Consider the following 23,886-nt stretch of genomic DNA (forward strand, 5'->3'; position numbering starts at 1 on the left):
TTTTGCCAATTAATTTGTAGTGAAAAAGCCTTTCGGGAGTAATCCTGAAAGGCTTTTTAAATTTTTATAATTAAAAGAAAAATTCTAAGCCTTAATTTGTGTCTGTTCTGGCATTGTTATTTTGACTTTAAATCCTTTGCCGATTTCTGTTTCAATATCAAAAGTTCCGTTGACGGCGAGAATACGGTTTGACATGTTTTGAAGACCATTTTTTACAATCGTACTTTTTTCGCAACCCACGCCATTATCCATATAATTGATTAAGATTGATTTTTGATCGCTTTCAAATTTTATAACGACAAGATTGGCGCCACTGTGTTTTTTCATATTAACCATTAATTCCTGCAAAATACGGCTGATCGTTATCTTCTTCATATCATCAATAGTTTCCCAATTTATTTGCTCTAAATTGGTTACCATAATGTTTCTTTCTTTGGTATTATAAGCAGAAAGCATTTCTTTTATCGTACGGGTAAAATTTATTCCGGTATCAATACTATTGTTTTCTCTCGAAATTCCTCTTACACGCCCGTAAATATCATCTAATTTTTGAAGCAGGTTTTCTTTAGTGTTTTCTGTAGACAAAGGCTGTGATTCTGCGAAAGCAATTACTTGAAAGACGTCGTTAGCCAATTCGTCATGAATTTTTTTGGCAATTCTGGTTTCAGTATCGTATGAAGTTTTTAACTCTATTGCCTTGTTTTTGTTTTTAAAGTAACGAATTAGAATAGCAATTAAAATAACCAAGAAAACAAAAACAATCGCAAATACGATACGCATATAGCTAGCTCTTTGTAATGATAATTGATTCTCCGCTTTTTCTAAACGAAGCTTTTCGTTTTCGTCTTTTTCTTTTTTAGAATCGTATTTAATTTTAGCAAACTTATTTTTAAAGTTGTTTCTAACTTTAATAATGCTATCGTTTAGCGTAAAATATTTTTTAACATATTTGGTGTCTTGCGGACTGTTGTTGTTTGAGATTAAAATTTGAAGCGCTTCTAATCTTTCATCAACACTATTTAGTTTTGTCGAAATGGTATATGCTTTAAGAGCATTTTCATCTGATTTTTTAAGGTCTTTTTTGGAGTAATAATCAGCAAGATGTAAGTAGCTTTCAATGCTTCCGTAAGTGTCTTCGTTTTCAATTCTAAGTCGAAGCCCTTCTTGCATTAAATCAAATCCTTTTTCTTCATTTCCATTCTTAAAATAGGCATAACCTAAGTTATCTTGGTATGTGGCTTTTGTATTCACTTTAGTTTTCTCCATTAATATTTTTTTGCTTAAAGGAGATTCTAGTAGAAATTCTAAAATTGAAATGGCTTTATTGTATTTTTTTTGCTGAATGTAAAGAGCAGCAATATTGCTTAAAGGGTATTGTTTTTCTGCAAGATCTTTAGAATATTTAACAGACTCTCTATAGTAATAAATGGCATCATCATAAAGAGAAAGTTCTTTATCTGCTATTCCTAATAGATTATTTATACAGCTAATATAGTTCTTGTTGTTTTTAACGAAAGGTAGTGCTTCTGTTACTGTTTCCTTGCTACCATAATAATCACCATTAACTTGTTGTATTGATGCCATTTGAATGAGTATATATCCAATATTGGCGCTATCTTTTGAAGAAGTTGGACTATCTTTTAATGATTCAAAAATTGCTTTAGATTTACTAAACTCGTAAAAGGCAGTGTTGAAATTTTGTTTTTGGTAGTTTTCATCTGCTTTTTCTCTTAGTGAAAATGCCTCTTTTCGTATAGCTTTGGTCTCAGGGGTTATAGTCTTTTTTTCTTCACAAGAAGAAATAAAAAGGACTATTATAAAATAAAAAATCGGGGACCGTAACATATAAATTTACTTTCCCCGAAAATAGTAATTAATTCCATACTAAAAATATATTTATTCAGTAGGTGGTTTGATAGGTGGTTTTGTATCTCCAGGTCCATCGTCACCATCAGCGCGAGATTTATCGATTGGTTTTTCGATTTTTTTCGTTGGCTGAGTTTCGTACTCATCAGGAGTACAAGAAAATATAGTAAAAAGTATCGCAAAAGCGAACAATAGTGTAAATTTTTTCATTTTAATTTAATTTAGAAATTAGACATAGGTGTGGCTGTCCGGACTTGTCCAGAGCTTTTTTGGCGACACCAAATTGTTTTAAGGGAAGTAGTTGTGTAGAACTGTAAGACGTAATTTATACTTCCCGAATAAACTCGGTCTTACGGTTTTTCACAAGGTTAATTAGAACTAGTTTCACATATCGTTTTAGTCTGCAGACAAAACTTGAACTAATTTCTGATGCAAAGGAAAGGCACTTTGAGGCCTTTGTTGATAAGGGATTCCCAGAATTCCTGCATTTCCCAGAGATTCCTAAGAATTCCCAGAAAAATTAATTTATAAAGCTTGTTTTGGTTGTTAAATGTTATTGAAGCTGAAACTAATCTCTATTTTAATAGATGCAAAAAGTCTGTGAAAAGTTGGTTTCAAATCATTAAAAAATATAGAATTGAACCAAAAATTGAAATTGTGGGTAAAGAATGAATTTCTGAAGTAAAAAATAATGGCATATAAAAATGATTTTGGTGAATAATAGACATGAAGAATCAAAAGAAATTCCCGAAAAGGAAATCTTTCGTTTGATTAAAAAGGATTATTTTCTTAAAAAGAGTTCAGAAAATAAATCCTCAAAAATTAATTAAGATTGAAATTGGAGCATTTGTCCAACTATTTTCTGCCAATTTATATTTTGTACAGAAAAAAGATTTGATTGAAAAACATTTTGAAAAAAATGCTTAAAAGAGTAGTTTTTTGAAGTGTAATTTTGGCTTTTAAAAAGTTTGTTTTTCGGCATATATTTACTGTTATTTACACTATAAAGATAAGAAAAAATATTCTATAAACCTAATGTTTTTCAATAAATTAGCTACTTTTTTTATCTTTTTTTTGATTTTTTTTCGTCTATAAAATGCTGGTTTTAAGTGGCATAAAACTTCCCTTTTTTATCAGCTTTATTTTGTTATAAATTCTCTATATTTATAAAAGTTTAAAAGAGATTTTTGGTTCTAATAACGACTCATTTAAAAGTATTTTTATGAAAAAGCTTCTCCTTTTAGGAATTATATTATGCACTTTTGGGTGTAAAAAATATGTAGTATCATTTGAACAGCCAACCAATATGAAATTAGATAATTTAAAGCTGGAAGTATTTCTAGATAAAAAGAAAATTCAAGATCTTAATTTAAAAGCCACAAATGCATTGCCAACTTACGAAACCATAGGTTTGTCAGTTTCAGACGAAGGAAAGCATTTATTTGAGGTTAAAACGAAAGATACGACCTTTAGTTATACCATAAGTTATCCAGAAGAAAGATATGTTCTGGTTACGGCGTTTTTAAAAAACAATGGTAAAGTGCATATCGGAATTTTAAAACAGCCTTATAAATTTAGGCTTCAGTAAGAATGGTTGGTATTTCAAGTAAAAAAGGCTTTCACAATTGAATTATGAAAGCCTTTTTATATTTTTAAATATAGTTTTAAGAAAGAAAATCTTTAAACCATAATCCAGAATTTTTAATGGTTCTTTTTTGTGTTTCAAAATCCACGTGAATTAAGCCGAATCTGGCGTTATAACCTTCAGCCCATTCAAAATTATCAGTCAAACTCCAAACAAAATAACCATCGACATTTACCCCATCATTTTTGGCTTTTAAAATCTGTTCCAAGTTATCTTGAATAAAGTGAGTTCGTTTAATATCATGAACTTTTCCATTTTTCACTTCATCTGGAAAAGCTGCGCCATTTTCGGTAATAATAATCTTTTTAATGCCTTTGTATTCATTAAACTTTTTCAGCACATGATACATCGCTGGCGGATAAACTTCCCAGCCCATTTCGGTTGAGATTACGTTTCGTTTTTCTGCACTAACTAATTCGGCTCCAATATAAGGCGTAAGAATTGACGATTTTACAACTTCTCTAGTGTAACATTGCAGACCTATAAAGTCGAAATCGAAAGCCAGATTATTCAAATCGTCTGGCGCAATGTAGTTATTGAGTTTTTTTAGAACCGGAAGATCTTTCTGCGGATAACCCAATCCTAAAATAGGTTCGATAAAAGTTCTGTTTAAAAGTGTATCAACACGTTTTGCGGCTTCAATATCTTTCGAACTTTCTGTTGCGGGTTCAATATGTGTGCATGAAAATGTAGTTCCGATGTTGGCATTAGGAATGCGTTCCCGAATTATTTTGGCTCCAGCAGCAGTTGCAAGAGTTACGTGGTGCATGGCTTTTAAATAATTAGTGATTCCTCTTCGGCCTGGCGCATGAATTCCTAAGAAATAACCAGCACCTGTAAAAACAGAAGGTTCGTTAATTACCATCCAGTTTTTTACACGATCACCAAAATATTGCACGCAAACCTCTACATAGTCTGAAAACCAAGAAACTGATTCACGATTGGTCCAACCTCCTTTGACTTCGAGAGCGTGTGGGAGATCCCAATGATATAAAGTAATCCAAGGTTCGATTCCAGATGCGAGTAGCGAATCTATAATTTTGTTGTAGTAATCTATTCCTGCCTGATTTATAGGATGAATTCCAGTTGGCATAATTCGAGGCCAGCTGATAGAGAATCTAAAATTCGGAATGTTTAATTCGTTTATTAGATTGATATCGTCCTGATAATTATTGTAGAAATCGCAGGCAGTCAAGGCATGATGACCGTTTTTTATTTTCCCTTTTTGAGAAGTAAAAACATCCCAAATAGAAGAACCTTTTCCGTCAGAATCATGTGCACCTTCAATTTGGAAAGCGGCGGTTGAGACACCCCACAAGAAATCTTCACCAAATTGGTTTTTGTTCAAAAATGAGCTTTCAATTTTATTCATTCAATCTGTACCTTCCTTTATTTTAAACGAGTTATTAGTGTAGGAAAGAAGATTGCATTGCTCTTAAAAAAAGCCACTCTTTGAATGATACTAGAAAATTTAGGTTGAATAATTTCATAACGATTAGTTTTTAATCAAATTAATAAAACTAATGTGAAATTATTGTAAAGTGATTATTATCAAATGATTAAATATAAAAATGCGAGCGGATTGCCTGTTTTTGAGATTCTTTTTAACATAATTAGTGTAGTTTGATTTTTATTGACAAAAAATCATTAAAATAAAGTTAAAATGCGATTTATGTAAAATAATCCTAAAATCATGGAATTTATTGTAAGATTATACATTTAATTTAGCAGTATTAAAATTAATATAAAATCAAACAAAAAATCTACCATGAAAAATAAAGCAATATTATTAGGACTATTAAGCATCGGTTTTTTTGCAACATCTTGCAGCAGTGATGATAATGAAGGGGAAACAATTATTCCGTTACAAGGTAAATATAACCTTAGACAAACAGGATCAATTGTTGGAGGACAAGAAGTATTAGTCGATGCAGCTGCAAATCAAGCCGGCTGTTCTACAGATTACTTAGATCTTAGATTAAGTAATGCAGCAGTTTACGGAGATTATAATGGTAGCAACTGTGCTTTAGTTGAAACTACAGGAACTTACGTGAGATCTCATAATGATTTAACTCTTACTATTGGCGGAGTTACTACAACTAGCGATATTATGAATCTAACAAACAAAGAATTAAAATTAAAAGACAAAACAACTGGTATGATTACAGTTTACAGTCGATAAGAAAAATTGTTTTGAGATAATTTCAATGTGCTTTGAAATGGAAAAACGGAAACAGCTCTAATGCAGTTTCCGTTTTTTTTAGTTTTAAAAAGCGAAGTTTAACTCACAGGAATATAAATGTCAAAAGTAGCACCTTCATTTAGAATTCCCGAAGCGGCTATAATTCCGTTGTGGTTTTCTACAATCTTTTTTACAATTGCTAGTCCGATTCCTGTTCCGTTGTAGCGATCTCTTCCGTGTAAACGCTGGAAAACTTCAAATATTTTTTTATTGTATTGAGGTTCAAAACCAATTCCGTTATCTGAAACCTGAATATGACAGTATTTTTTATTCGGAATAAGTTTTTCGTTATCGAATTCTTCAGCCAAACCTATTTCACTTTTAATTTTAATTACAATTGGAATCTCAAGATTAGAAAATTTTAGTGAATTACTAATTAAATTATATAATAACTGTTTGAATTGAAACGGGATAATATCGACGGTAGAAGTTTTTTCTATCTCAATAACAGCATTTTTTTGCTCTAATTCTTCAGACAAATCATCTTGAACTTCGTTTATGATTTGCGAAAGATCCGTTTTTACAAAAATACGTTCTTGGCTATTTGTTCTCGAATAAGCTAAAAGATCATTAATTAAAGTTTGCATTCGCTGAGCCGCATTCTGCATTCTTTTAAATTTATCTTTTGCATTTTCAGACAAACTTTCTGATTCTTTATCAATAATTTGAGAAGCAAAAGTCTGTATTTTTCTAAGCGGTTCTTGCAAGTCATGACTAGAAATATAAGCAAACGACTGCAGTTCTTTATTCATTTCTTCCAGTTCGTTGTTTTTCTGCTCCAATTCTTGCGCATTCATTTTTAGTGTGTCATCCGCTTTTTTTCTTTCAGTTAAATCATGCGTCACTTTTGAGAAACCGATAATTTCATCTTGCTTGTTGTGTACGGCAGTAATGACAACACTAGCCCAAAATTTACTTCCGTCTTTTCGTACTCGCCAGCCCTCATGAACCACTTTTCCATTTTCTATAGCAAGTTGTAAGAGTTTCTCTGGAAGTTTATTTCTTTTGTCTTCTTCAGTATAAAAAATTGCAAAATATTTACCGACAATTTCATCTGCATTATAGCCTTTTATTTTTTCAGCACCTACGTTCCAATTTTCAATAATTCCGTGTGCATTCAGGTATAAAATGGCATATTCCTGAACTTCTTCAACCATCAAATGATAACGTTCTTCACTTTTTCGAAGGGATTCGTTCATCTGGATTAATTCTCTAGTTCTTGCCGTAACTTGCTGTTCTAGTTCATGCGTAAAAGCCTTTTCGGTATGAATATCAGAAAAAGCACCAACCCATTTTATAATTTTATTATCAGGTCCATAAACAGGTTCGCCAATAACGGCATGCCATCTATATGAGCCGTCTGCTCGGTGCATTCTTACATCGCATCTGTAAATTTCTCCAGTTGCCAGTGCATGCTGCCAAACTTTTACATTTTCATCAAAATCGTCAGGATGTATCATGGCTTGCCAAGAACCTTCAAGTCCGGGCTCAATTCCAGTATATTCAAACCATTTTCTCGATGTAAATAAAGAATTTCCTTCAGCATCAGTTTCCCAGATTAATTGCGGAATACTTTCTGTCAAGGTACGAAAACGTGTTTCGCTTTCTTCGATTTTTTTTCTGGCTTCAACTTTTTCCGTAACGTCAATAAGCGTCATTCTGATTCCTGAAATAGAATTATCGCTTTCGCGGAGTGGAGCAAATTCAAAATCAACATAAAATTGATCATTGCCGTTTTCATTTTCAATCAAAAGTAAAGACTCGGACTCTGCATAAACTTCGCCAGATTCGTATACTTTTTCTAGTAATTTGCCGTATTTCTGTTTTTTAAGTTCTGGAAAGATTTTTAAAAGATTTTTTCCTTCAACATCTGTTCGCTGTTTTTTCCAGATATTATCTAAAAGAACATAATTGGCCATTTCAATAACAAAATCATCTCCTCTTAAAATAACTTTAGGAACAGGAGATTGCATGATGAGGTTTCGCAATTTTTTCTCACTTTCCTCAATATTTTGTTGGTATCTTTTTTCTTTTGTGATATCTCTAACCGTTCCAATAAGTTTTTCTGGTTCGTTATTTTCATCATAAAAAACTTTGCCTTTTCCTTCAACCCAATGAATCGATTTATCTTTCCAGATTACTCGTGCTTCATAGTTTAGAAAACCAGATTTTATAGCATCTTTAAAAGCTTTATTGCGAATATGCATGTCATCAGGATGAAGATGTCCTAATAAATCTTCATGCGTTAACATAATATTTTCTGTGTAGCCACCAACAATTTCAAGATATCTTTGCGAATATATTGGAGCTCTAGTTTTTACATTCAGTTCCCAAGTTCCTAATTCACTGGCTTCGACTACAATTTTAAGACGATCTTCGTTAAGTTCGATTTTTTTACGAGCTTCTACTTTTTCGCTAACTTCTGTAACAGTTACCAAAATACCAGAAATGGTTCCATTTTCTTCTTTTAAAGGATGATATAGAAAGTCAAAATAAGAAGTTTCTATTTTTCCATATCGATTTAATGGAACGGGAACTTCAATTCCATGAAACGGAATTCCGGTAGTTAGAACGCCATCAAGTAATCCACTGACAGTTTCTTTTACTTCTGGAAGTGAATCATACAAAGGTCTTCCGACAAAAGTTTTTTCTTCACGATCGACAATTTTAAGATAAGCTTCATTTGCCATTTCCACAACATAATCAGAACCACGAAGAATTGTAATTCCTACTGGTGCTTGGCGAACGGTATCTCGGAAACGTTTGTCGCTTTCTTCAATTTTCTGTTTGGCTAAAAATAAATCGGTTATTTCTACTGCGGTATTCATTACAGCGTAAATCTTACCATTTGTATCGTAAAGAGGTGTAAAACTATAATTGAAATAGGAGGTCTTTAATACATTGTCGACAAGAATATCAATTCTAGTATTTTTAGAATGAAAAGATTGTCCTGTTTTATAAACCGTTTCAACTTGTTTAAAAATCGGTTCATCTTTTAGTTCGGGAAGAATTTCTGTGTAGGTTTTTCCGATTACATCTGGACCTTTTCCCCAAACCTTGATTATAGATTCATTGGCGAGTTCAATACGCATTTCTTTTCCCACATAAACTGCGATTGGAAAAGGAGCGTTTTCTACCAATTGTCTTATTTTTTGCTCACTTTCTTCAACTTTTGAGCGTGCCAAAACTTGTGCCGTAACTTCAGTAGCAATCGCAGCAACGCCAGAAATAGTTCCGTCAGATTCTCTTAAGGCTTCGTAAACAAAATTGATGTAAGTGTTTTCAGTTTTTCCGTTTCGGTTCAATTGAACAAACGTCTCGTCTGTCGTAATTTTTTTTCCGTCGGTATAAATATTCTGAAGAATTTCGCCAAGACCTTGTTTTTTAAGTTCTGGCAAAACCTTAAATATTGGCTGATTGATGATGTTTTCTGCTTTTGTTTCCCAAAGCTGCATCATTTGTTCGTTGGCGATTTCTACAATATGATTTTCGCCTCTAAAAATACACATCGCTACGGGAGCTTGCATAATATTATTGACAAATCTTGCATTGCTTTCTTGCAAGGCATCGGCAACAATTTTCTTTTCTGTGGTTTCAATTACGGTTACTAAAATACCGCCAACCGAGCCATCCTCAATTTTTATCGGACTGTATGAAAAATCGAAATAACAATCTTCCGTGTAACCATTGCGATGAAGCGGCACTTTAAAATCAGGAAAACTAACTGATTTTCCTTTCATTACGTCGGCGAACATTGGGCCAATCTGATCCCAAATTTCACCAAATGTTTTCTGAGAACTTCCACCGAGAGCTTCTGGATGTTTTGTAGCTCCTAAAATTGGACGAAAAGCGTCGTTGTACAATTGCGTATAACTTTTTCCCCAAGCAATATACATCCCAAAAGGGTTTGCGAGCATCATAGCCGTCATAGTTTTCAGGCTTTGAGGCCATTTTTCAGGATCGCCCAATGGGCTTTTGCTCCAGTCTGCGGAACGAATTAAACTGCCCATTTCTCCTCCTTCGGACAGAAAATAATGTTCCTTTTTATTGCGGTTCATCCAAAGAAGATTTAGGGTTGCAGGATAAAATTGGCTCTTTCGGGCTGTTTGAAATTATTTTCAGATGCTATTGTTAATGCTTTTTCAATAACGGTTTTGAGTTTAGAAAATTCTCCAGGTTTGCGAATGTAATAAGAAGCGCCTTTTTGATAGAGATTGTTTACAATTTCGCTATCAAGAGAGGTAGAAAAAATAATGACAGGAAGATGTTTCAGCTTTTCATTTTCTTTAATTTCGATTAAACATTCTATACCATTTTTACGAGGCATATTCAAATCAAGAAAAATGACATCGGGAAAAATCTCTAAATCGCTATTTTCTAGATAATTCATCAATTATACTCCATCGTGCACCATAAAAAGTTCTGCTTTGATTGCCGTTTCGTCTAGCGCTTCTTTAAAGAAATCGCAATCATCTTCGTCGTCATCCGCTAATAAAAGTTTGTAGTGCTTTAAAACCATTTTTTAGTCTCCTAAAATTTACTATTAATTATACTTTGATAAATTTAACTTTTTTATGCAAGATTTCCTCTTTTTTATAAAGATGTTTTTTGAATAATATGAAAAAAAATACGGTAAAAGCGTTTTTTGCATTTTCAAACAATTTAATTTAAAGTTTAGCGTTATTAAAAATTACGAAAGATTTTCTTCTTCATAATTCTTCTGATTTTTATTTTTCCGCAAAATGTAATGCCGAAAATCCCTTTAAAAATCACGCTTTACAATCTTAATTTTTTTAGTTTTTGTGTATACCGTATCCATAAAGTGTGAAATAATTATACACTATTTTTTATGCTCTTTTTTCTAAAAGCCTTTAGAACAGCTTAGAACCGTATTGGCACGACGCTTGTAAATTGTGTTTATGTCAAAATCTTTGATAAATCTGTTTTTTAATTTTTTCTCCCCCATACGAGTTTCAAATTAAATATTAAGAAAGAAGATTTTACTAAAAGCCAAATTATAAGAAATTAAAAAGGAGTATAAGCATGGAAAGCGAAACAATTATCTCAAAACAATTTTACACGAACAGTAGTTCGGTAATTAGTGAACAAGCACTAAATAGCACTTTTTTCGGCACTAAAGAAAAAACACAAAAAATACACGTAGAAAGACCAAAAAGTTCGATAGGATTAGCAGTTATTGTTGCTACATTTTTATTAATGATAGGTGGTGTTTGTTCGGTATTTTTACTTCAAGATGATTTTGAGCAATTTCACTTTGAAAGAATAGCATCAACTTGGGGATTACCATTTTTAATCATCACTACACTTTTGTTTTTTTATCAGACAGGAGTTTTCTTGTACAGTTCTTATTTATACTTAAAATATAAACCAGTTGAATCGGTTTCAGACGATTTATTGCCAACTTGTACGATTATCGTTCCAGCTTATAATGAAGGAAAACTAGTTTGGGATACTTTATTAAGCCTTGCAGACAGCAATTATCCAGCAGAAAAATTACAGCTTTTAGCTATTGATGATGGAAGTAAAGATGATACTTGGTACTGGATGCAAGAAGCAAAAGCAAAATTGGGAGATAGAGTTACGATTTTCCAACAGCCAAAAAATCAAGGAAAACGTCAAGCTTTGTATAGAGGATTTAAACTGGGAACTGGTGAGATCTTTGTAACCGTAGATAGTGATTCTATTGTGAAAAAAGATACTTTAAGAAACTTAGTTAGTCCGTTTGTAGTAAACGAAAAATGTGGTGCAGTTGCAGGAAACGTTCAAGTTTTAAACAACAAATCGGCTATTTTGCCAAAAATGCTGAATGTAAGTTTTGTAATGAGTTTCGAATTTCAACGTTCTGTAGAAAGTCAGTTAGGTTCTGTATTATGTACGCCTGGAGCTTTGGCAGCTTACAAAAGAGATGCTGTATTCAACTGTCTTCCAGAATGGATCAACCAAACTTTTATGGGGCAGCCATCTGACATTGGAGAAGATCGTGCTTTGACCAATATGATTTTAAAACAAGGTTTTGAAGTTAGATTCCAAAGAAATGCAGTTGTATTAACAAATGTTCCTGAAGAATATAAAGGTTTATACAAAATGTTCATCAGATGGGCGAGAAGTAATGTTCGTGAGAACTTGATGATGGCGAAATATGTTTTCACAGATTTTAGAAAAGAGTCAAAATTTGGTGCAAGAATGTTATTCTTAAACCAGTTCTTTAAAATCGCAATGACATATCCATTTATCTTATTTATGTTTTATTTTATTGCAGTTCACCCAATATTGTTTTTAAGTTCAACATTTTTAGGGATTTTAATTTTCTCAAGTTTTTCTATGATCTTTTATGCAAAAAGATACAACTTGTCTGAGTCTTTCTGGGCTTACTCTTATAGTGTTTTCTACACTTTCAGTTTGTTCTGGATTGCGCCTTATGCAATTGCAACCGCTAGCAAAAAAGGATGGTTGACAAGAGGATTGTAAATTTGTACACTATTCATTCTATTATATAAAACTCCGTAAAGAAAAAACCGTTGCATTTGCAACGGTTTTTTTGATTTATAACATTTAAAATATTCCATAGGAATATCTCGTCGGTAAAAAAAATGATACCGATTGGCATGTGTCCTGTAGGGACACTTGATATTTATGCATATTAATTTATCAATTTCTCTAATCAAACGTTCCTACGGAATGTGCTAACCTAGACGCAAAATTTATTCTACCGATCAGATATTCCTAACGGAATATTTTCTATTGAATCGATAATTTGCTTTTTCATTGATGTGTGAATATAATCTAAAGCTTCGGCGTAGGAAATCGCATAACGTCTTTCAATGTTTTGAAATTGTTCTGGAAATTGGCTTAAAATTTTATCGTAATAAATATCCAATAGACTTTCAGAAGGCATTTCATATTTCAAACGGAGCTGAAATCTTCTCAGTAAAGCGCTGTCGATAATTTCGTAATGATTTGTAGCGCAAATCAATAAGCTATCTGAAGGGAAATAATCAAAAAGTTGGATAATTGTATTCACCAAACGTCTCATTTCGCCAACATCTTTATCGTCGCTGTCGCGGCTTTTTCCAATCTGATCAAATTCATCTAAAAATAAAACAGATCTTTCGCGAATCGCTTTATCAAAAATGGCTTTTAAATTTTTAGAAGTTTCACCAATTCGAGAATCAATAACAGTGCTGAGGTTAATGATAATTATTTTTTTGTTCAGAGTATGAGCAATCGCCTTTGCTGTAGTCGTTTTACCGCAACCAGAACTTCCGTGCAATAAAATTTTGTTGTCTACTTTTAGATTGTACTTTTTTAACTCTTCAATATATTGATGTTCTTTAATAATCTGAAGTAAAGCAGTTTTGTTTTCTTCGCTAAAAAACAAATCGTCTAAAGCTATTTTTTCAGTATCAATTACAGTAAGTTCATTCAAGTTCATCTGCATTTTATTTGGTGCAAAATTAAGTTTTATTCTGCAATGTTTTCGTTCCAGATTTCTTTTCCTAAAAAACGATTTCCAAAGATCGATGTGCCAATTCTTACTATATTAGAACCTTCAGCAATAGCAAGTTCCAAATCTTGAGACATTCCCATAGAAAGTTTTAAATCAGACAAACCTTCGATTTTTTCATTATAAATTTCATCTCGAATTGTTTTCAAAAGCCTTAGCGACGGAATCATTTTTTCTTTTTCAACATCTAAAAGTCCGATTGTCATTAAACCTTTAATCTGCAAAGTATCGTAAGTTTTTATTTTTTTAATGAATGATAAAACTTCTTCAGGCGCCAATCCGAATTTGCTTTCTTCGTACGATGTATTCACTTGAATAAAAACGTCTAATTTTCTATTTTGATTTTGAAGCTGTTTGTGCAATTCATCAGCCAGACTTAATCGATCTAAAGATTGAATACAAGTCACATATTTTAAAACATCTTTCACTTTATTGGTCTGAAGATGTCCAATAAAATGGCGTTCTACAGGAAGATGTTTCAATTCATTATCCTTATCTCGTAATTCCTGCATTTTATTTTCGCCCATTAAAGTTTCTCCGGCTTCAATTGCAATGCGTATATTTTCTGCAGGAACGGTTTTAGTTGCCAATAAAAGTTGCACTTCTTTAGGATTTCTCCCAGCCGTTTTGCAAGCGTCTTCAATACGCTGATGCACTTTTATTAGATTAAAAATAATATCGTTTTTCATATCGCAAAATTAAATCTAAACGAAGAGATCATACTGGACCAGTATATTTCAAAAAATGAAAAAACTGGATGATTTTGCATTTTAAAAACCAATATAAATTTGCAAAGTAAAAACCTCAGAACCTTAGTTGCTTAGCAGCTTAGAACCTTAAAAAAGAAAAAATGAAAATAGCAGTTTGGGATACTTATGTAACCCGCAAAGACGGAAAAATTATGCACTTTGATATTTTGGTAGATGAAAATGTGAATGATGCAGAACAAGTTTATGAATATGGTAAATTATACCTGAAAAGTGTCAATCAGGAAGGACAAGCTTTATCTTCTAAAGAATGCCGTTTCTGTCACATTGATAAAGCGCCAATTGAAGTTGAAAATCAAGTTCGGGCAAATGGTTTTTCTATTATTGAAATGGAAAACTGTAATTAAATTAATTGAACGCAGATAAAACAGATTCGCTATCGCGAAAACGCTGATGAACACAGATTTTAAAAAATCAGTTTTTTTCCGTGTCTTTGCGATAGCAAATCCGTAAAATCTGTGTCTAAATTTAGATGCAAAAATCTTTCTATAAAAGTTTAGCAAGCGCTTTAATCCCTTCTTCGATCTGTTTTTCAGAAAGTGAAGCGTAACCTAAACGAAAACCTTTAATTGTTTTATTAAAACTAAATCGATCTGGACTCATAATTTGAATACCTTGCGAATTTAGTTTTTCAAAAACATCCAAAACATTTATTTCAGATTTTGGTACAATCCAAAAAGCAAGTCCGCCTTCGGGTTTTGTGAAGATGATTTTTTCCTTTAAATACTGATTTAGAATACTTTCAAAATAATCTCTTTTATTTTTATAAATCAGATTAGCTTTTTTAAGATGGCGCTTTATTTTTCCATCGTTGATGAGGTTTAAAATCGCTTCTTCCATAATGTTATCGCCTTGAACATCAATTATTTTTCGATGTTTTCCAATTTTCTGAATATTCTCATTAGAACTGGCCAAATAACCAATGCGAAGTGCGGGCGCCACAATTTTACTAAAAGAGCCAATATAAATATAATTCTTTAGCGCCGAATAACTTGAAATAGGAAGAATAGGGCGTTGGCCAAAATGAAACTCATTATCGTAATCATCTTCTATAATCGTAAAATTATATTGATTTGAAAGTTCGATTAATTTCAATCTCTTTTTTAAAGACAATGTTACCGTCGTTGGAAATTGATGATGAGGTGTAACATAAATGGCTTTTATATTTTGATGCTTTTGAAGATATTCTTCGACTTGATCCACATTTAATCCGTCAGATTCAACATCGATTGGGAGTAAATTCGCTCCAGAATTTTCGAAAGTTTCCCAAGCAGGTTTATAGCCAGGATTTTCGACCAAAACAAAATCTCCAGATTCAAGAATACAATGCGAAGCCAAATACATCGCCATTTGACTTCCTCGCGTAATGCAAATCTGTTCATGCGAAATGCTCATACCACGTTTGAAATTGAGCATTTGAGTAATAGATTTTCTAAATTCCAAATTTCCCAATTCGCTGCTGTAGCCCATAATCTGCCAACGCGATTTTCGACTAAACAATTCGCGATACGCTCTTGCCAAATCGTTCATTGGCGCCAGTCGGCTATCGGGAAGTCCGTCATCAAAAACTAAATAGCTTTTCTGCTCTTCAATTATAGTTTTTGCCTCTTTTTTATTTTCTAACGAATGATCGATTTTAGGAAGCGCGTTTGTTACAAAAGTTCCTTTTCGATCAAAAGTTTCAAGCCATCCTTCTGCGGTCAAGACATCCAAAGCTTCTACAACTGTATTGCGGTTCACTTTTAATAATTGTGCCAATTGTCTGCTTCCTGGAAGTGCATTGCCACTCACTAATTTTCCTGTTTTTATAGCATCAATTACAGCGTCGGCAATTTGCAGATAAATTGCTTTGTCTGATTTTTTATCAAGCAGAATTTCTAATGGCCAAGGGCGAAGCATCTGGACTGTTTTTTATTTGTAAATAGAATGAATTTGCTAGTCCAAAAATACGATAATTATAAAATGAAAAATAGATTGAAAATACATTTTAAGAAAAGTTTGAAACTCAAATTCAATACATTGAAATGTTTTATTACTTTTAAAATAAAAAAATAAACTATGAAAAAGATTTTCTTCGGTTTTCTGATGATTACTTCGCTGCACACTTTTGCACAAAATAATCCGATTTTTAAAGGCTGGTATGCAGATCCCGAAGGAATTATTTTTGATAAAACATATTGGGTGTATCCAACTTATTCAGCACCGTTTGATGAGCAAGTTTTCTTCGATGCTTTTTCTTCGCCAGATTTGGTGCACTGGACAAAACATTCTAGAATTTTAGATACAACTGCCGTAAAATGGGCAAAACGGGCCATGTGGGCGCCATCGATTATTAAAAATAAGAATAAATATTTTCTGTTTTTTGGTGCGAATGATATTCACGAAGGCGAAACTGGCGGAATTGGAGTGGCTGTAGCTTCAAAACCAGAAGGACCGTATAAAGATTATTTAGGAAAACCTCTTGTTGGTAAAATCATTAATGGAGCGCAACCCATTGATCAATTTGTTTTTAAAGATAAAGATGGTCAGCATTATTTAATTTATGGTGGTTGGAGACACTGCAATATTGCCAAGTTGAAACCAGATTTTACAGGATTTATTCCTTTTGAAGATAAAACGATTTTCAAAGAAATGACGCCAGACAACTATACCGAAGGGCCTTTCATGTTCATTAAAAACAATAAATATTATTTTATGTGGTCTGAAGGCGATTGGGGCGGACCAGATTATTGTGTAGCATACGGAATTGCAGATTCGCCAATGGGACCTTTTAAAAGAATCGGGAAAGTGCTAGAATCTGATCCTAAGATTGCACGCGCTGCAGGACATCATTCTATTATAAAAGTGCCAAATAAAGAGCAATATTATATTGTGTACCACAGAAGACCTTTGACAGAAACGATAATGCATTCTAGAGAAACTTGCATAGAAGAAATGTTTTTTGATGAAAATGGTTTGATTAAACCTGTTGTGTTGACAAATGAAGGCGTAAAAGCAAATCCATTAAAGTGATTTTATGAACGATCTGCTTCGAAAATTTTTAGAACAATTCAACAGATTTAAAGCTGCAGATATTGATTTGATTATAGAAAATACGACAATCGAAACCTTTAAAAAAGGAGAATTGGTTGTTGTAGAAGGCCAAATCAGTGATAAATGTTATTTGGTTTTAAAAGGTTGTTTGAGGCAATTTAAAATTGTTGACGAAACCGAGAAAACGTCTGGATTTTTTATCGAAGAAATGCCAATGGTAATTTATTCAAGTTATTTAGACGGAAAACCTTCTGAATTTTCTATTCAATGTCTGGAAGATACCATTTTAGTAAGCGGCACTCGTGAAAAAGAATTAGAGATGCAGTTAAAAAGCCCGATTTTAGAACAATTAACGGCTTTAATTATGATGTCGGATTTTAGAAAAGCAGAACGTTATATTGCTTTACTAAACAATTACAATCCCGAAGAACGTTATCTAAAATTCATGAAATTGCATTCTAATTTTTTAAATCGAATACCGCTGGTTCATATTTCGAGCTATCTGAATGTTACGCCAGAATCGTTGAGTAGAATTAGAAAAAGAATTGTACAGAAATGATTTTCATTCTTTATGCTTTAGATAAAAAATAGTGCAAATAATTCCAATTGCGATTTCAGCAATTGCCGCGTTAAAAATGGTCGAACTCGGTATTCCATCTACAATTATCGAATACAATCTAGAAAATCCGTACGCAAAATAGAGTAGAATTGCAGTTTGTAAAGAGATTTTGGTCAAAGAAGATCTAAAAGCTCCCAATACAATTATAGCTCCAAAAACAATTAATGTTCCGCCCGAACTTCTGATTTCGCTTAATAAGCTAAAATCATTTCGATTCAGATAAATATGGGCAGAACCTTCAAACTCAACAGGAAAAAATAAAAGGGCAATGCCAATTGAAAAGCCGATTAGACCGACAATAAAAAGTAAAATTTTAAGGTAGATTGATGATTTCATAAAAAATACATTTAAGTTTTTTTGATTTATAATGCTCAAATGTAATGGGTATGAAAAAGTTATGGCCTTGACTTAAGGTAAGAAAAAAGGCTGTAACTATTTTTTGTTTTTTCTTTAGCTTAGAGAAAAACGAAAGTTTCTTTTTAATTTCAGATTTAAAGAAATTGGCTACGGTAATTTTATAAAATTTAATAAAAACACAATTTTAACTTAACAGGATTTTGTGAAGTATAATTTGTAAAATTCATTTTATTTTGAGAAAACAGTTTGTGTAAATTGAAAATATTAATTTTTTTAAGAGTTATAATTGTTAATTTTTTAATTTTTTTTCGATATTAAAATTAAGAATTGTGTCGATTATAAAGTTGTGTTGTCGAGAACAAATTAGGATTAATCAGCAAATTTATTATGTTTGTTGCGAATTATTCAATTTCCATAAAAACCACAATCATTGTCGAATGTCCTCTTAAATCAAGATCAAATTCTAATTGATCGTCTTCGCGACGGCGACGAATCGGCATTGACAGAATTGTATAATAAATTTTGGCAGGCACTTTTTATGTCTGCTTATAATGTTATCAAAGACAAGGAATTGTGCGAAGATATTATTCAGGATATTTTCATGAATATCTGGCACAATCGCGAGAAAATTGAAATTCATATTTCTTTAAAAGGTTATATGTATGCCTGCGCCAGATATCAGGTTTTTAATCATTTAAGAAAAAATAAAGACAAGATTCACGTTGAACTTTTCGACGATCTAGAAAAACGCTTTTTATCTTCTACGCCAGAAACTCAGTTAATGCACGAAGAATTAGTGCAGCAATTGAATTTAATTATTGAATCTCTTCCAGAAAAATGTCAGGCAGTTTATAAACTAAGCAGAGAAGAACAGCTTAGTCATAAAGAAATTGCCGAACGACTTAATATTTCTACAAAAACAGTCGAAAATCATATTACAAAAGCGTTGCATACCATTCGATCTTCTATGGGAGAAAGTATGAGTATGGCAATGATTTTATGGCTTACAAAAAACATCTTTTAATTAAAAACAAAATGCAGGATTTGGGTTAATGTGGTGTGAGTTTTCTTCTTTTTTTCGTCGTTTTAAAAAAAAATCAAAAAAAATACAATTTCGACTAGGGGGTATGTTTCTTTTTGGATACTTACTTAATATACTCCCCGAATAATACAAAAAAAAATGAAAAAAGAGGATTTTTTAGTTTTACTAAATAGATATCTTTCCGGTGATACCAATCTCGAGGAGAATAGCAAACTATTGAATTTTTACGAGAGTTTTCAAACAGGTGAAGACTGGAATGACGCGCTTGGTTCTAAAGAAGAAATGGAACATAAAATGAGAATGCGTCTTCAAAATGCCATTCAATCTGAAGAAAAAGAAGTTATTCGTCTTAAGCCTTTTTATGCCACAAACAGATTTAAACTGATTGCAATGGCGGCGTCATTGTTATTACTGATTTCAATTTCATTAATTATCAATAAGACAAATCCGCTTAAGATTGAAACTCCGCAAGTGGCACACAAAGAAATTCTAATTGGAAGTGACAAAGCAACTTTGACTTTAGAAGACGGTTCTGTTATCGCTCTAGAAAAAGGAAAATCTTATACAAAAGGAAACGCGTCAAGCAATGGAGAAAAGTTAGTTTACAATTCAAAAAATGGAACAGCGACCATTGCCAATAATCTTTTGACAATTCCGAGAGGAGGACAGTTTTTTGTTCAATTGGCAGACAGCACTAGAGTTTGGCTAAACTCAGAATCGCAATTAAAATATCCAGTAGCTTTTGTTGATGGAGAAACACGACAAGTTGAATTGGTTTATGGAGAAGCTTATTTTGAAGTTTCGCCAAGCACCAAACATAAAGGTTCAAGATTTAAAGTGAAAACAGAAAACCAAAACGTCGAAGTTATTGGAACTCAATTCAACATTAAAGCTTATCGAGACGAATCGACTATTTATACCACTTTGGTAGAAGGAGTTGTCGCTGTCAGTAATGGAAGTAAAAGACAAACACTGGTTCCGAATGAGCAATCTAGAATTTCAGAATATAACGGAAATATTACTGTTTCTGAAGTCGATGTTTACAACGAAATTTCTTGGAGAAAAGGTTTGTTTGTCTTTAAAGGAATGCCTCTAAAAGACATCGCAAGAGTATTGTCAAGATGGTATGATGTAGATATTGTATTTGCAGATCCAGCTCTTGGGAATGTTAAGTTTAATGGAGTTTTAAACAAAAATCAAAAATTAGAAGACATATTAACAACGATCAAAAACATCAATTTTATTAATGCCTATGAGAAAAAAGATGATAAGATTATAATCAAATAAAAAAAGAAAAGGGATTAAAGTTTAGACCTCTCACCGTACTGCGCTTTATCCCTTTCTGTGTATTAACCAGTAAGTCAGTTATTAACCAACCAACCAATTAACATGTAAATTTATGAAATTTAAATTAACCAGCGCCTATTTCTATTTAAGAAAGAGGCTAATTATTAACATTATGAGAACTTTTATCTTCTTGTTTTGTACTACAATTTTTGGTTTTTCTCCCGTAAATCTATTTTCACAGAACTCAAAAGTTGTAATTGCGGCTGATAAAACGGTATCTGTCGATGAAGTTTTTGATATTATCAAGCAGCAGACAAATTATACTTTTATTTATCAGGAAGATTTATTTAAAAAATTACCTAAAGTACATTTAAAAAAGGGGACAATTAGAGTAAACGAACTTTTGAAAACGGCTTTTTCCAGTAAAGATTTCGACTTTAGTTTATCAAACGGAAATACCATTTTAGTTAGAGAAAAGAAACCAGAAACTGTGGTTGTTACTCAGTCTAAAATAATTGAAATTAAAGGAACCGTTACCAATGATAAGGGAGAACCGCTGCCTGGAGTAAACTTAAAGGTAAGAGGAAGTGCCGTAGCGACCCAAACCGATTTTGACGGAAAATATAGTATTAATGCTCCCGAAGATGGTCAGCTTTTGTTTACTTACATCGGACACAGAGCACAGATTATTGAAGTAAACAAAAGAAGAGTAATCAATGTGTCTTTGGTTCAGGAAACTAAAGAACTTGTTGGAGTTACAATTAATACTGGGGTTACCGTTCGTAAGAAAGAATTAATTACGGGTGCAGTAACTGTTTTTAGAGGTGAGGAATTAAGACAGGTTTCTACTCAAAATGCTGTTCAGGCTTTAAAATCTTTAGATCCATCTTTTATTGTTGTAAATAACAATATAACAGGTTCAAACCCTAATATTCTGCCAACAATTGAGGTGAGAGGGCAGACGAGTTTAACTGCAAATCAAGTTGGTAGTCAGTTTAGAGATGATCCAAATCAGCCTTTGTTTATTTTGGACGGATTTCCAACAACATTACAGCAAGTTGTCGATTTAGATATCAATAGAATTGCGAGTATCACTTTATTGAAAGATGCTGCTTCTACAGCATTATACGGTTCTCGTTCTGCAAATGGAGTTGTAGTTATCGAAACCAATAAGCCAATTCCTGGAAAATTACAATTTTCTTATGTTTATAATTCTTCTTATGAATTAGCAGATTTAAGTGTTTACAATTTAATGAATGCTGCACAAAAGCTGGAGTTTGAAAGACTTTCCAATGCGTATTATGCTGGAGACGGAGCACTTGCTGCAACACAATATAAATGGGATCAGGAATATAACAAACGTTTGGCAGCCGTTCAGCGTGGTGTTGATACATACTGGTTAAACGAACCAATTCAGATGGGAATTACATCTGGACACAGTTTAAATTTTGGCGGAGGTTCTGATGAGTTCCGTTTTAATATTGCAGGAAATTATAAAACCCTTACTGGAACAATGAAAGGTTCTGAACATGATACTTGGGGATATAATGCAACAATAACATACAGAAAAAGCAGATTAAGTCTTAATAATCAGTTTTTTGTATCTGGAGGGAATAATCAGGAATCTCCATACGGATCATTTGAAACGTGGGCAAAAACAAGTCCGTATTATGAAAAGTACAATCAAAATGGAGAAATAGCGAGATACTTAGACGGAAGTTCGATTCCGACACCTATTAATGAAGCGGTTGTGGTAAATCGTCCGACCAATCCATTGTACAATGTGTTTTTACCAAGTTACAATAAAGGAAGCGATTTTAATTTTACAAACAATTTTGCCATCAACTATGATGTAAGTCCGCATATTAAAGCAACCGGAGCATTATCTGTTTCAAGATTAAATAGCTACAGTACAGTTTTTGTTTCTCCAGAAGACACTCGTTTTATAAATAATATTACAACAGAAAAAGGAACTTACAGTAGATATGAAGCCCTTTCAGACAAGTGGAATGCTAATCTTGGAGCAACTTATTCTAATGTTTTTAAAAATGTTCACTCTTTTAATTATACGATTAGAGCATCGGCTTTAGAAACAAAAAATAATTCTTATCAATCATTTTTAACAGGTTTTCCTAGTGGAGTTCCTGGCAATCCTTCATTTGCTTTTGGATATGAACCAAATGGAAAACCAGAAATATTTACAGAGTTAATTAGAAGTGTCGATTTGACCAACCAAATTAACTATGCTTACGACCGTAGATTTTTATTCGATTTTACGCAAACAATTTCTGGAGCAACAAATTTTGGAACTAATAAAAAATATTCGCCTTACTGGGGAATTGGTTTTGGATGGAATTTAAACAATGAGTTTAAAATGAATGAAGATATTGTCAACATTTTTAAAGTGCGTGCCAATATTGGTCAGACCGGAAACCAAAACTTAGTGGGTTTTGCTTCTTATGATGTATATACTTATGATCCTAATACGAATGTATTTGGTGCAGGATTAGCGATTTCGCAATTGGCAAATCCAAATTTAGAAGCGCAAAGAACTAAGGATTTATCGCTGGGACTAGATTTAGCAATGTTCAGAAATAGACTAACAATGACTTTAGGAGCTTACAAACGTAAAACATCTCCACAAATTGTATCTATAGATTTGGCAGCTTCTACAGGAGTAAATGCGTATCCTTTAAACGTTGGATATCTAACTACTGAAGGATTTGAATTTAAATTGAATTACAATTTTATCTACGATTTACAGAAAAATTTTATCTGGGGAGTTGGAATTATGGGCGCTACGGGAGATAATGAATTAGGTGGTTTTGGTAACGCATTATCTTCTTTAAATGACGCTGCGCAAAAATCAACAAGTATGACAAGATATTATGATGGAGCAAGCAGCAACGATCTTTGGGCTGTACCTTCATTAGGAATTGACCCTGCAACGGGAAGAGAAGTTTTTTTAAAGAAGAACGGACAAACCACTTTTATTCTTGACAAAAAGGATGAAGTAGTAATGGGTAATGCCAGAGAAACAGTAACAGGAGTTATAAATACCAATTTAACTTACAAAGGGTTCAGTTTCGGATTATTTGTTCGTTACAGTTTTGGTGCTGATAGATTTAATAGTGCATTATATAATAAGGTTGAAAATATTACTAGATCGACAGTTTTCGACAATCAGGATGTAAGAGCTTTTACAGACAGATGGACAACACCTGGACAAATGGCTCAATTTAAAGCTATAAGTATGACCAACTCTACACCAATTTCGTCTCGTTTTATCCAAAAAGACGATTATATCTCAGGAGAATCTATTCGTTTAGGATATAGAATTACAGACAGAGCATGGCTAAAAAGAAACGGTTTAACGGCTTTAGGATTTAATGCTTTGGCAAATGAGTTTTTCCGTGTTTCGACTATAAAAGCAGAACGTGGTATAGACTATCCTTTCTCGAGAATCTATTCACTTACTTTAAATGTATCATTTTAAAAAAGAG

At 32.7% G+C, this 23,886-nt stretch carries 19 protein-coding genes; 9 read left to right on the forward strand and 10 right to left on the reverse strand.

The window, feature by feature from the left end; genetic code table 11:
- Nucleotides 1–84: 84 nt before the first annotated feature.
- Nucleotides 85–1,845, reverse strand: coding sequence for a tetratricopeptide repeat-containing sensor histidine kinase (locus HNP35_RS07930; protein ID WP_184160118.1), 1,761 nt, complete (start codon nucleotides 1,843–1,845; stop codon nucleotides 85–87).
- Between the two features lie 51 nt (nucleotides 1,846–1,896).
- The gene (locus HNP35_RS07935) at nucleotides 1,897–2,076 is read right to left on the reverse strand and encodes a hypothetical protein (RefSeq protein ID WP_184160120.1); all 180 of its coding nucleotides are present in this window, start codon (nucleotides 2,074–2,076) and stop codon (nucleotides 1,897–1,899) included.
- A 1,012-nt stretch (nucleotides 2,077–3,088) separates the two neighbouring features.
- Here HNP35_RS07935 and HNP35_RS07940 point away from each other — a divergent pair.
- On the forward strand, nucleotides 3,089–3,454 hold the full coding sequence (locus HNP35_RS07940; protein ID WP_184160122.1) for a hypothetical protein: 366 nt from the start codon (nucleotides 3,089–3,091) through the stop codon (nucleotides 3,452–3,454).
- A 76-nt stretch (nucleotides 3,455–3,530) separates the two neighbouring features.
- On the opposite strand, the gene HNP35_RS07945 is transcribed toward HNP35_RS07940, so the two are convergent.
- The gene (locus HNP35_RS07945; protein WP_184160124.1) at nucleotides 3,531–4,883 is read right to left on the reverse strand and encodes a GH1 family beta-glucosidase; all 1,353 of its coding nucleotides are present in this window, start codon (nucleotides 4,881–4,883) and stop codon (nucleotides 3,531–3,533) included.
- A gap of 396 nt (nucleotides 4,884–5,279) precedes the next feature.
- On the opposite strand from HNP35_RS07945, the gene HNP35_RS07950 reads away from it, so the two are divergent.
- Nucleotides 5,280–5,693, forward strand: coding sequence for a lipocalin family protein (locus tag HNP35_RS07950; RefSeq protein WP_184160126.1), 414 nt, complete (start codon nucleotides 5,280–5,282; stop codon nucleotides 5,691–5,693).
- 98 nt (nucleotides 5,694–5,791) lie between these two features.
- On the opposite strand, the gene HNP35_RS07955 is transcribed toward HNP35_RS07950, so the two are convergent.
- The 3 genes from HNP35_RS07955 to HNP35_RS23875 are packed head-to-tail and all read right to left on the reverse strand — an operon-like array spanning nucleotide 5,792 to nucleotide 10,272.
- Nucleotides 5,792–9,811: a PAS domain S-box protein gene (locus tag HNP35_RS07955; RefSeq protein WP_184160127.1), complete on the reverse strand. Its 4,020-nt coding sequence runs from the start codon at nucleotides 9,809–9,811 to the stop codon at nucleotides 5,792–5,794.
- Nucleotides 9,812–9,822: 11 nt separating this feature from the next.
- On the reverse strand, nucleotides 9,823–10,143 hold the full coding sequence (locus HNP35_RS07960) for a response regulator (protein WP_246453394.1): 321 nt from the start codon (nucleotides 10,141–10,143) through the stop codon (nucleotides 9,823–9,825).
- A 3-nt stretch (nucleotides 10,144–10,146) separates the two neighbouring features.
- The gene (locus HNP35_RS23875) at nucleotides 10,147–10,272 is read right to left on the reverse strand and encodes a hypothetical protein (protein ID WP_260402240.1); all 126 of its coding nucleotides are present in this window, start codon (nucleotides 10,270–10,272) and stop codon (nucleotides 10,147–10,149) included.
- Nucleotides 10,273–10,796: 524 nt separating this feature from the next.
- On the opposite strand from HNP35_RS23875, the gene HNP35_RS07965 reads away from it, so the two are divergent.
- On the forward strand, nucleotides 10,797–12,242 hold the full coding sequence (locus tag HNP35_RS07965; RefSeq protein WP_184160129.1) for a glycosyltransferase: 1,446 nt from the start codon (nucleotides 10,797–10,799) through the stop codon (nucleotides 12,240–12,242).
- Nucleotides 12,243–12,480: 238 nt separating this feature from the next.
- Here HNP35_RS07965 and HNP35_RS07970 read toward each other — a convergent pair whose 3' ends face one another.
- The gene (locus HNP35_RS07970; protein ID WP_184160132.1) at nucleotides 12,481–13,206 is read right to left on the reverse strand and encodes an AAA family ATPase; all 726 of its coding nucleotides are present in this window, start codon (nucleotides 13,204–13,206) and stop codon (nucleotides 12,481–12,483) included.
- A gap of 29 nt (nucleotides 13,207–13,235) precedes the next feature.
- The gene (locus HNP35_RS07975) at nucleotides 13,236–13,967 is read right to left on the reverse strand and encodes a YggS family pyridoxal phosphate-dependent enzyme (RefSeq protein WP_184160134.1); all 732 of its coding nucleotides are present in this window, start codon (nucleotides 13,965–13,967) and stop codon (nucleotides 13,236–13,238) included.
- A gap of 161 nt (nucleotides 13,968–14,128) precedes the next feature.
- Between HNP35_RS07975 and HNP35_RS07980 the strand changes: the two genes are divergently transcribed.
- On the forward strand, nucleotides 14,129–14,392 hold the full coding sequence (locus HNP35_RS07980) for a DUF2024 family protein (RefSeq protein WP_184160135.1): 264 nt from the start codon (nucleotides 14,129–14,131) through the stop codon (nucleotides 14,390–14,392).
- Nucleotides 14,393–14,531: 139 nt separating this feature from the next.
- Here HNP35_RS07980 and HNP35_RS07985 read toward each other — a convergent pair whose 3' ends face one another.
- Nucleotides 14,532–15,944 (reverse strand): PLP-dependent aminotransferase family protein, encoded by a 1,413-nt coding sequence (locus tag HNP35_RS07985; RefSeq protein WP_184160137.1) that lies wholly within the window; start codon nucleotides 15,942–15,944, stop codon nucleotides 14,532–14,534.
- A gap of 159 nt (nucleotides 15,945–16,103) precedes the next feature.
- On the opposite strand from HNP35_RS07985, the gene HNP35_RS07990 reads away from it, so the two are divergent.
- Together HNP35_RS07990 and HNP35_RS07995 are read left to right on the forward strand one after the other, a co-directional pair.
- Nucleotides 16,104–17,057: a glycoside hydrolase family 43 protein gene (locus tag HNP35_RS07990; protein ID WP_184160139.1), complete on the forward strand. Its 954-nt coding sequence runs from the start codon at nucleotides 16,104–16,106 to the stop codon at nucleotides 17,055–17,057.
- A gap of 4 nt (nucleotides 17,058–17,061) precedes the next feature.
- Nucleotides 17,062–17,637, forward strand: a complete 576-nt coding sequence (locus HNP35_RS07995; RefSeq protein WP_184160141.1) for a Crp/Fnr family transcriptional regulator — start codon at nucleotides 17,062–17,064, stop codon at nucleotides 17,635–17,637.
- Nucleotides 17,638–17,640: 3 nt separating this feature from the next.
- Here the strand turns inward: HNP35_RS07995 and HNP35_RS08000 are convergent, their stop codons facing one another.
- Nucleotides 17,641–18,033 (reverse strand): DUF4345 domain-containing protein, encoded by a 393-nt coding sequence (locus tag HNP35_RS08000; RefSeq protein WP_184160143.1) that lies wholly within the window; start codon nucleotides 18,031–18,033, stop codon nucleotides 17,641–17,643.
- Nucleotides 18,034–18,484: 451 nt separating this feature from the next.
- Here HNP35_RS08000 and HNP35_RS08005 point away from each other — a divergent pair, with 451 nt between their 5' ends.
- The 3 genes from HNP35_RS08005 (at nucleotide 18,485) to HNP35_RS08015 (ending at nucleotide 23,879) form a co-directional block, all read left to right on the forward strand.
- Nucleotides 18,485–19,078 (forward strand): RNA polymerase sigma factor, encoded by a 594-nt coding sequence (locus tag HNP35_RS08005; protein ID WP_184160145.1) that lies wholly within the window; start codon nucleotides 18,485–18,487, stop codon nucleotides 19,076–19,078.
- A gap of 156 nt (nucleotides 19,079–19,234) precedes the next feature.
- Entirely contained in the window at nucleotides 19,235–20,383 is a 1,149-nt protein-coding gene (locus HNP35_RS08010) for a FecR family protein (RefSeq protein ID WP_184160147.1), read from the forward strand.
- A gap of 172 nt (nucleotides 20,384–20,555) precedes the next feature.
- Nucleotides 20,556–23,879 carry a SusC/RagA family TonB-linked outer membrane protein gene (locus tag HNP35_RS08015; RefSeq protein ID WP_184160149.1) on the forward strand — a complete coding sequence of 1,108 codons (3,324 nt, stop codon included), beginning with the start codon at nucleotides 20,556–20,558 and terminating at the stop codon, nucleotides 23,877–23,879.
- The last annotated feature ends 7 nt before the right edge of the window (nucleotides 23,880–23,886 follow it).

It is taken from the genome of Flavobacterium notoginsengisoli, from assembly GCF_014207905.1.
Taxonomy (GTDB): Bacteria; Bacteroidota; Bacteroidia; order Flavobacteriales; family Flavobacteriaceae; genus Flavobacterium; species Flavobacterium notoginsengisoli_A.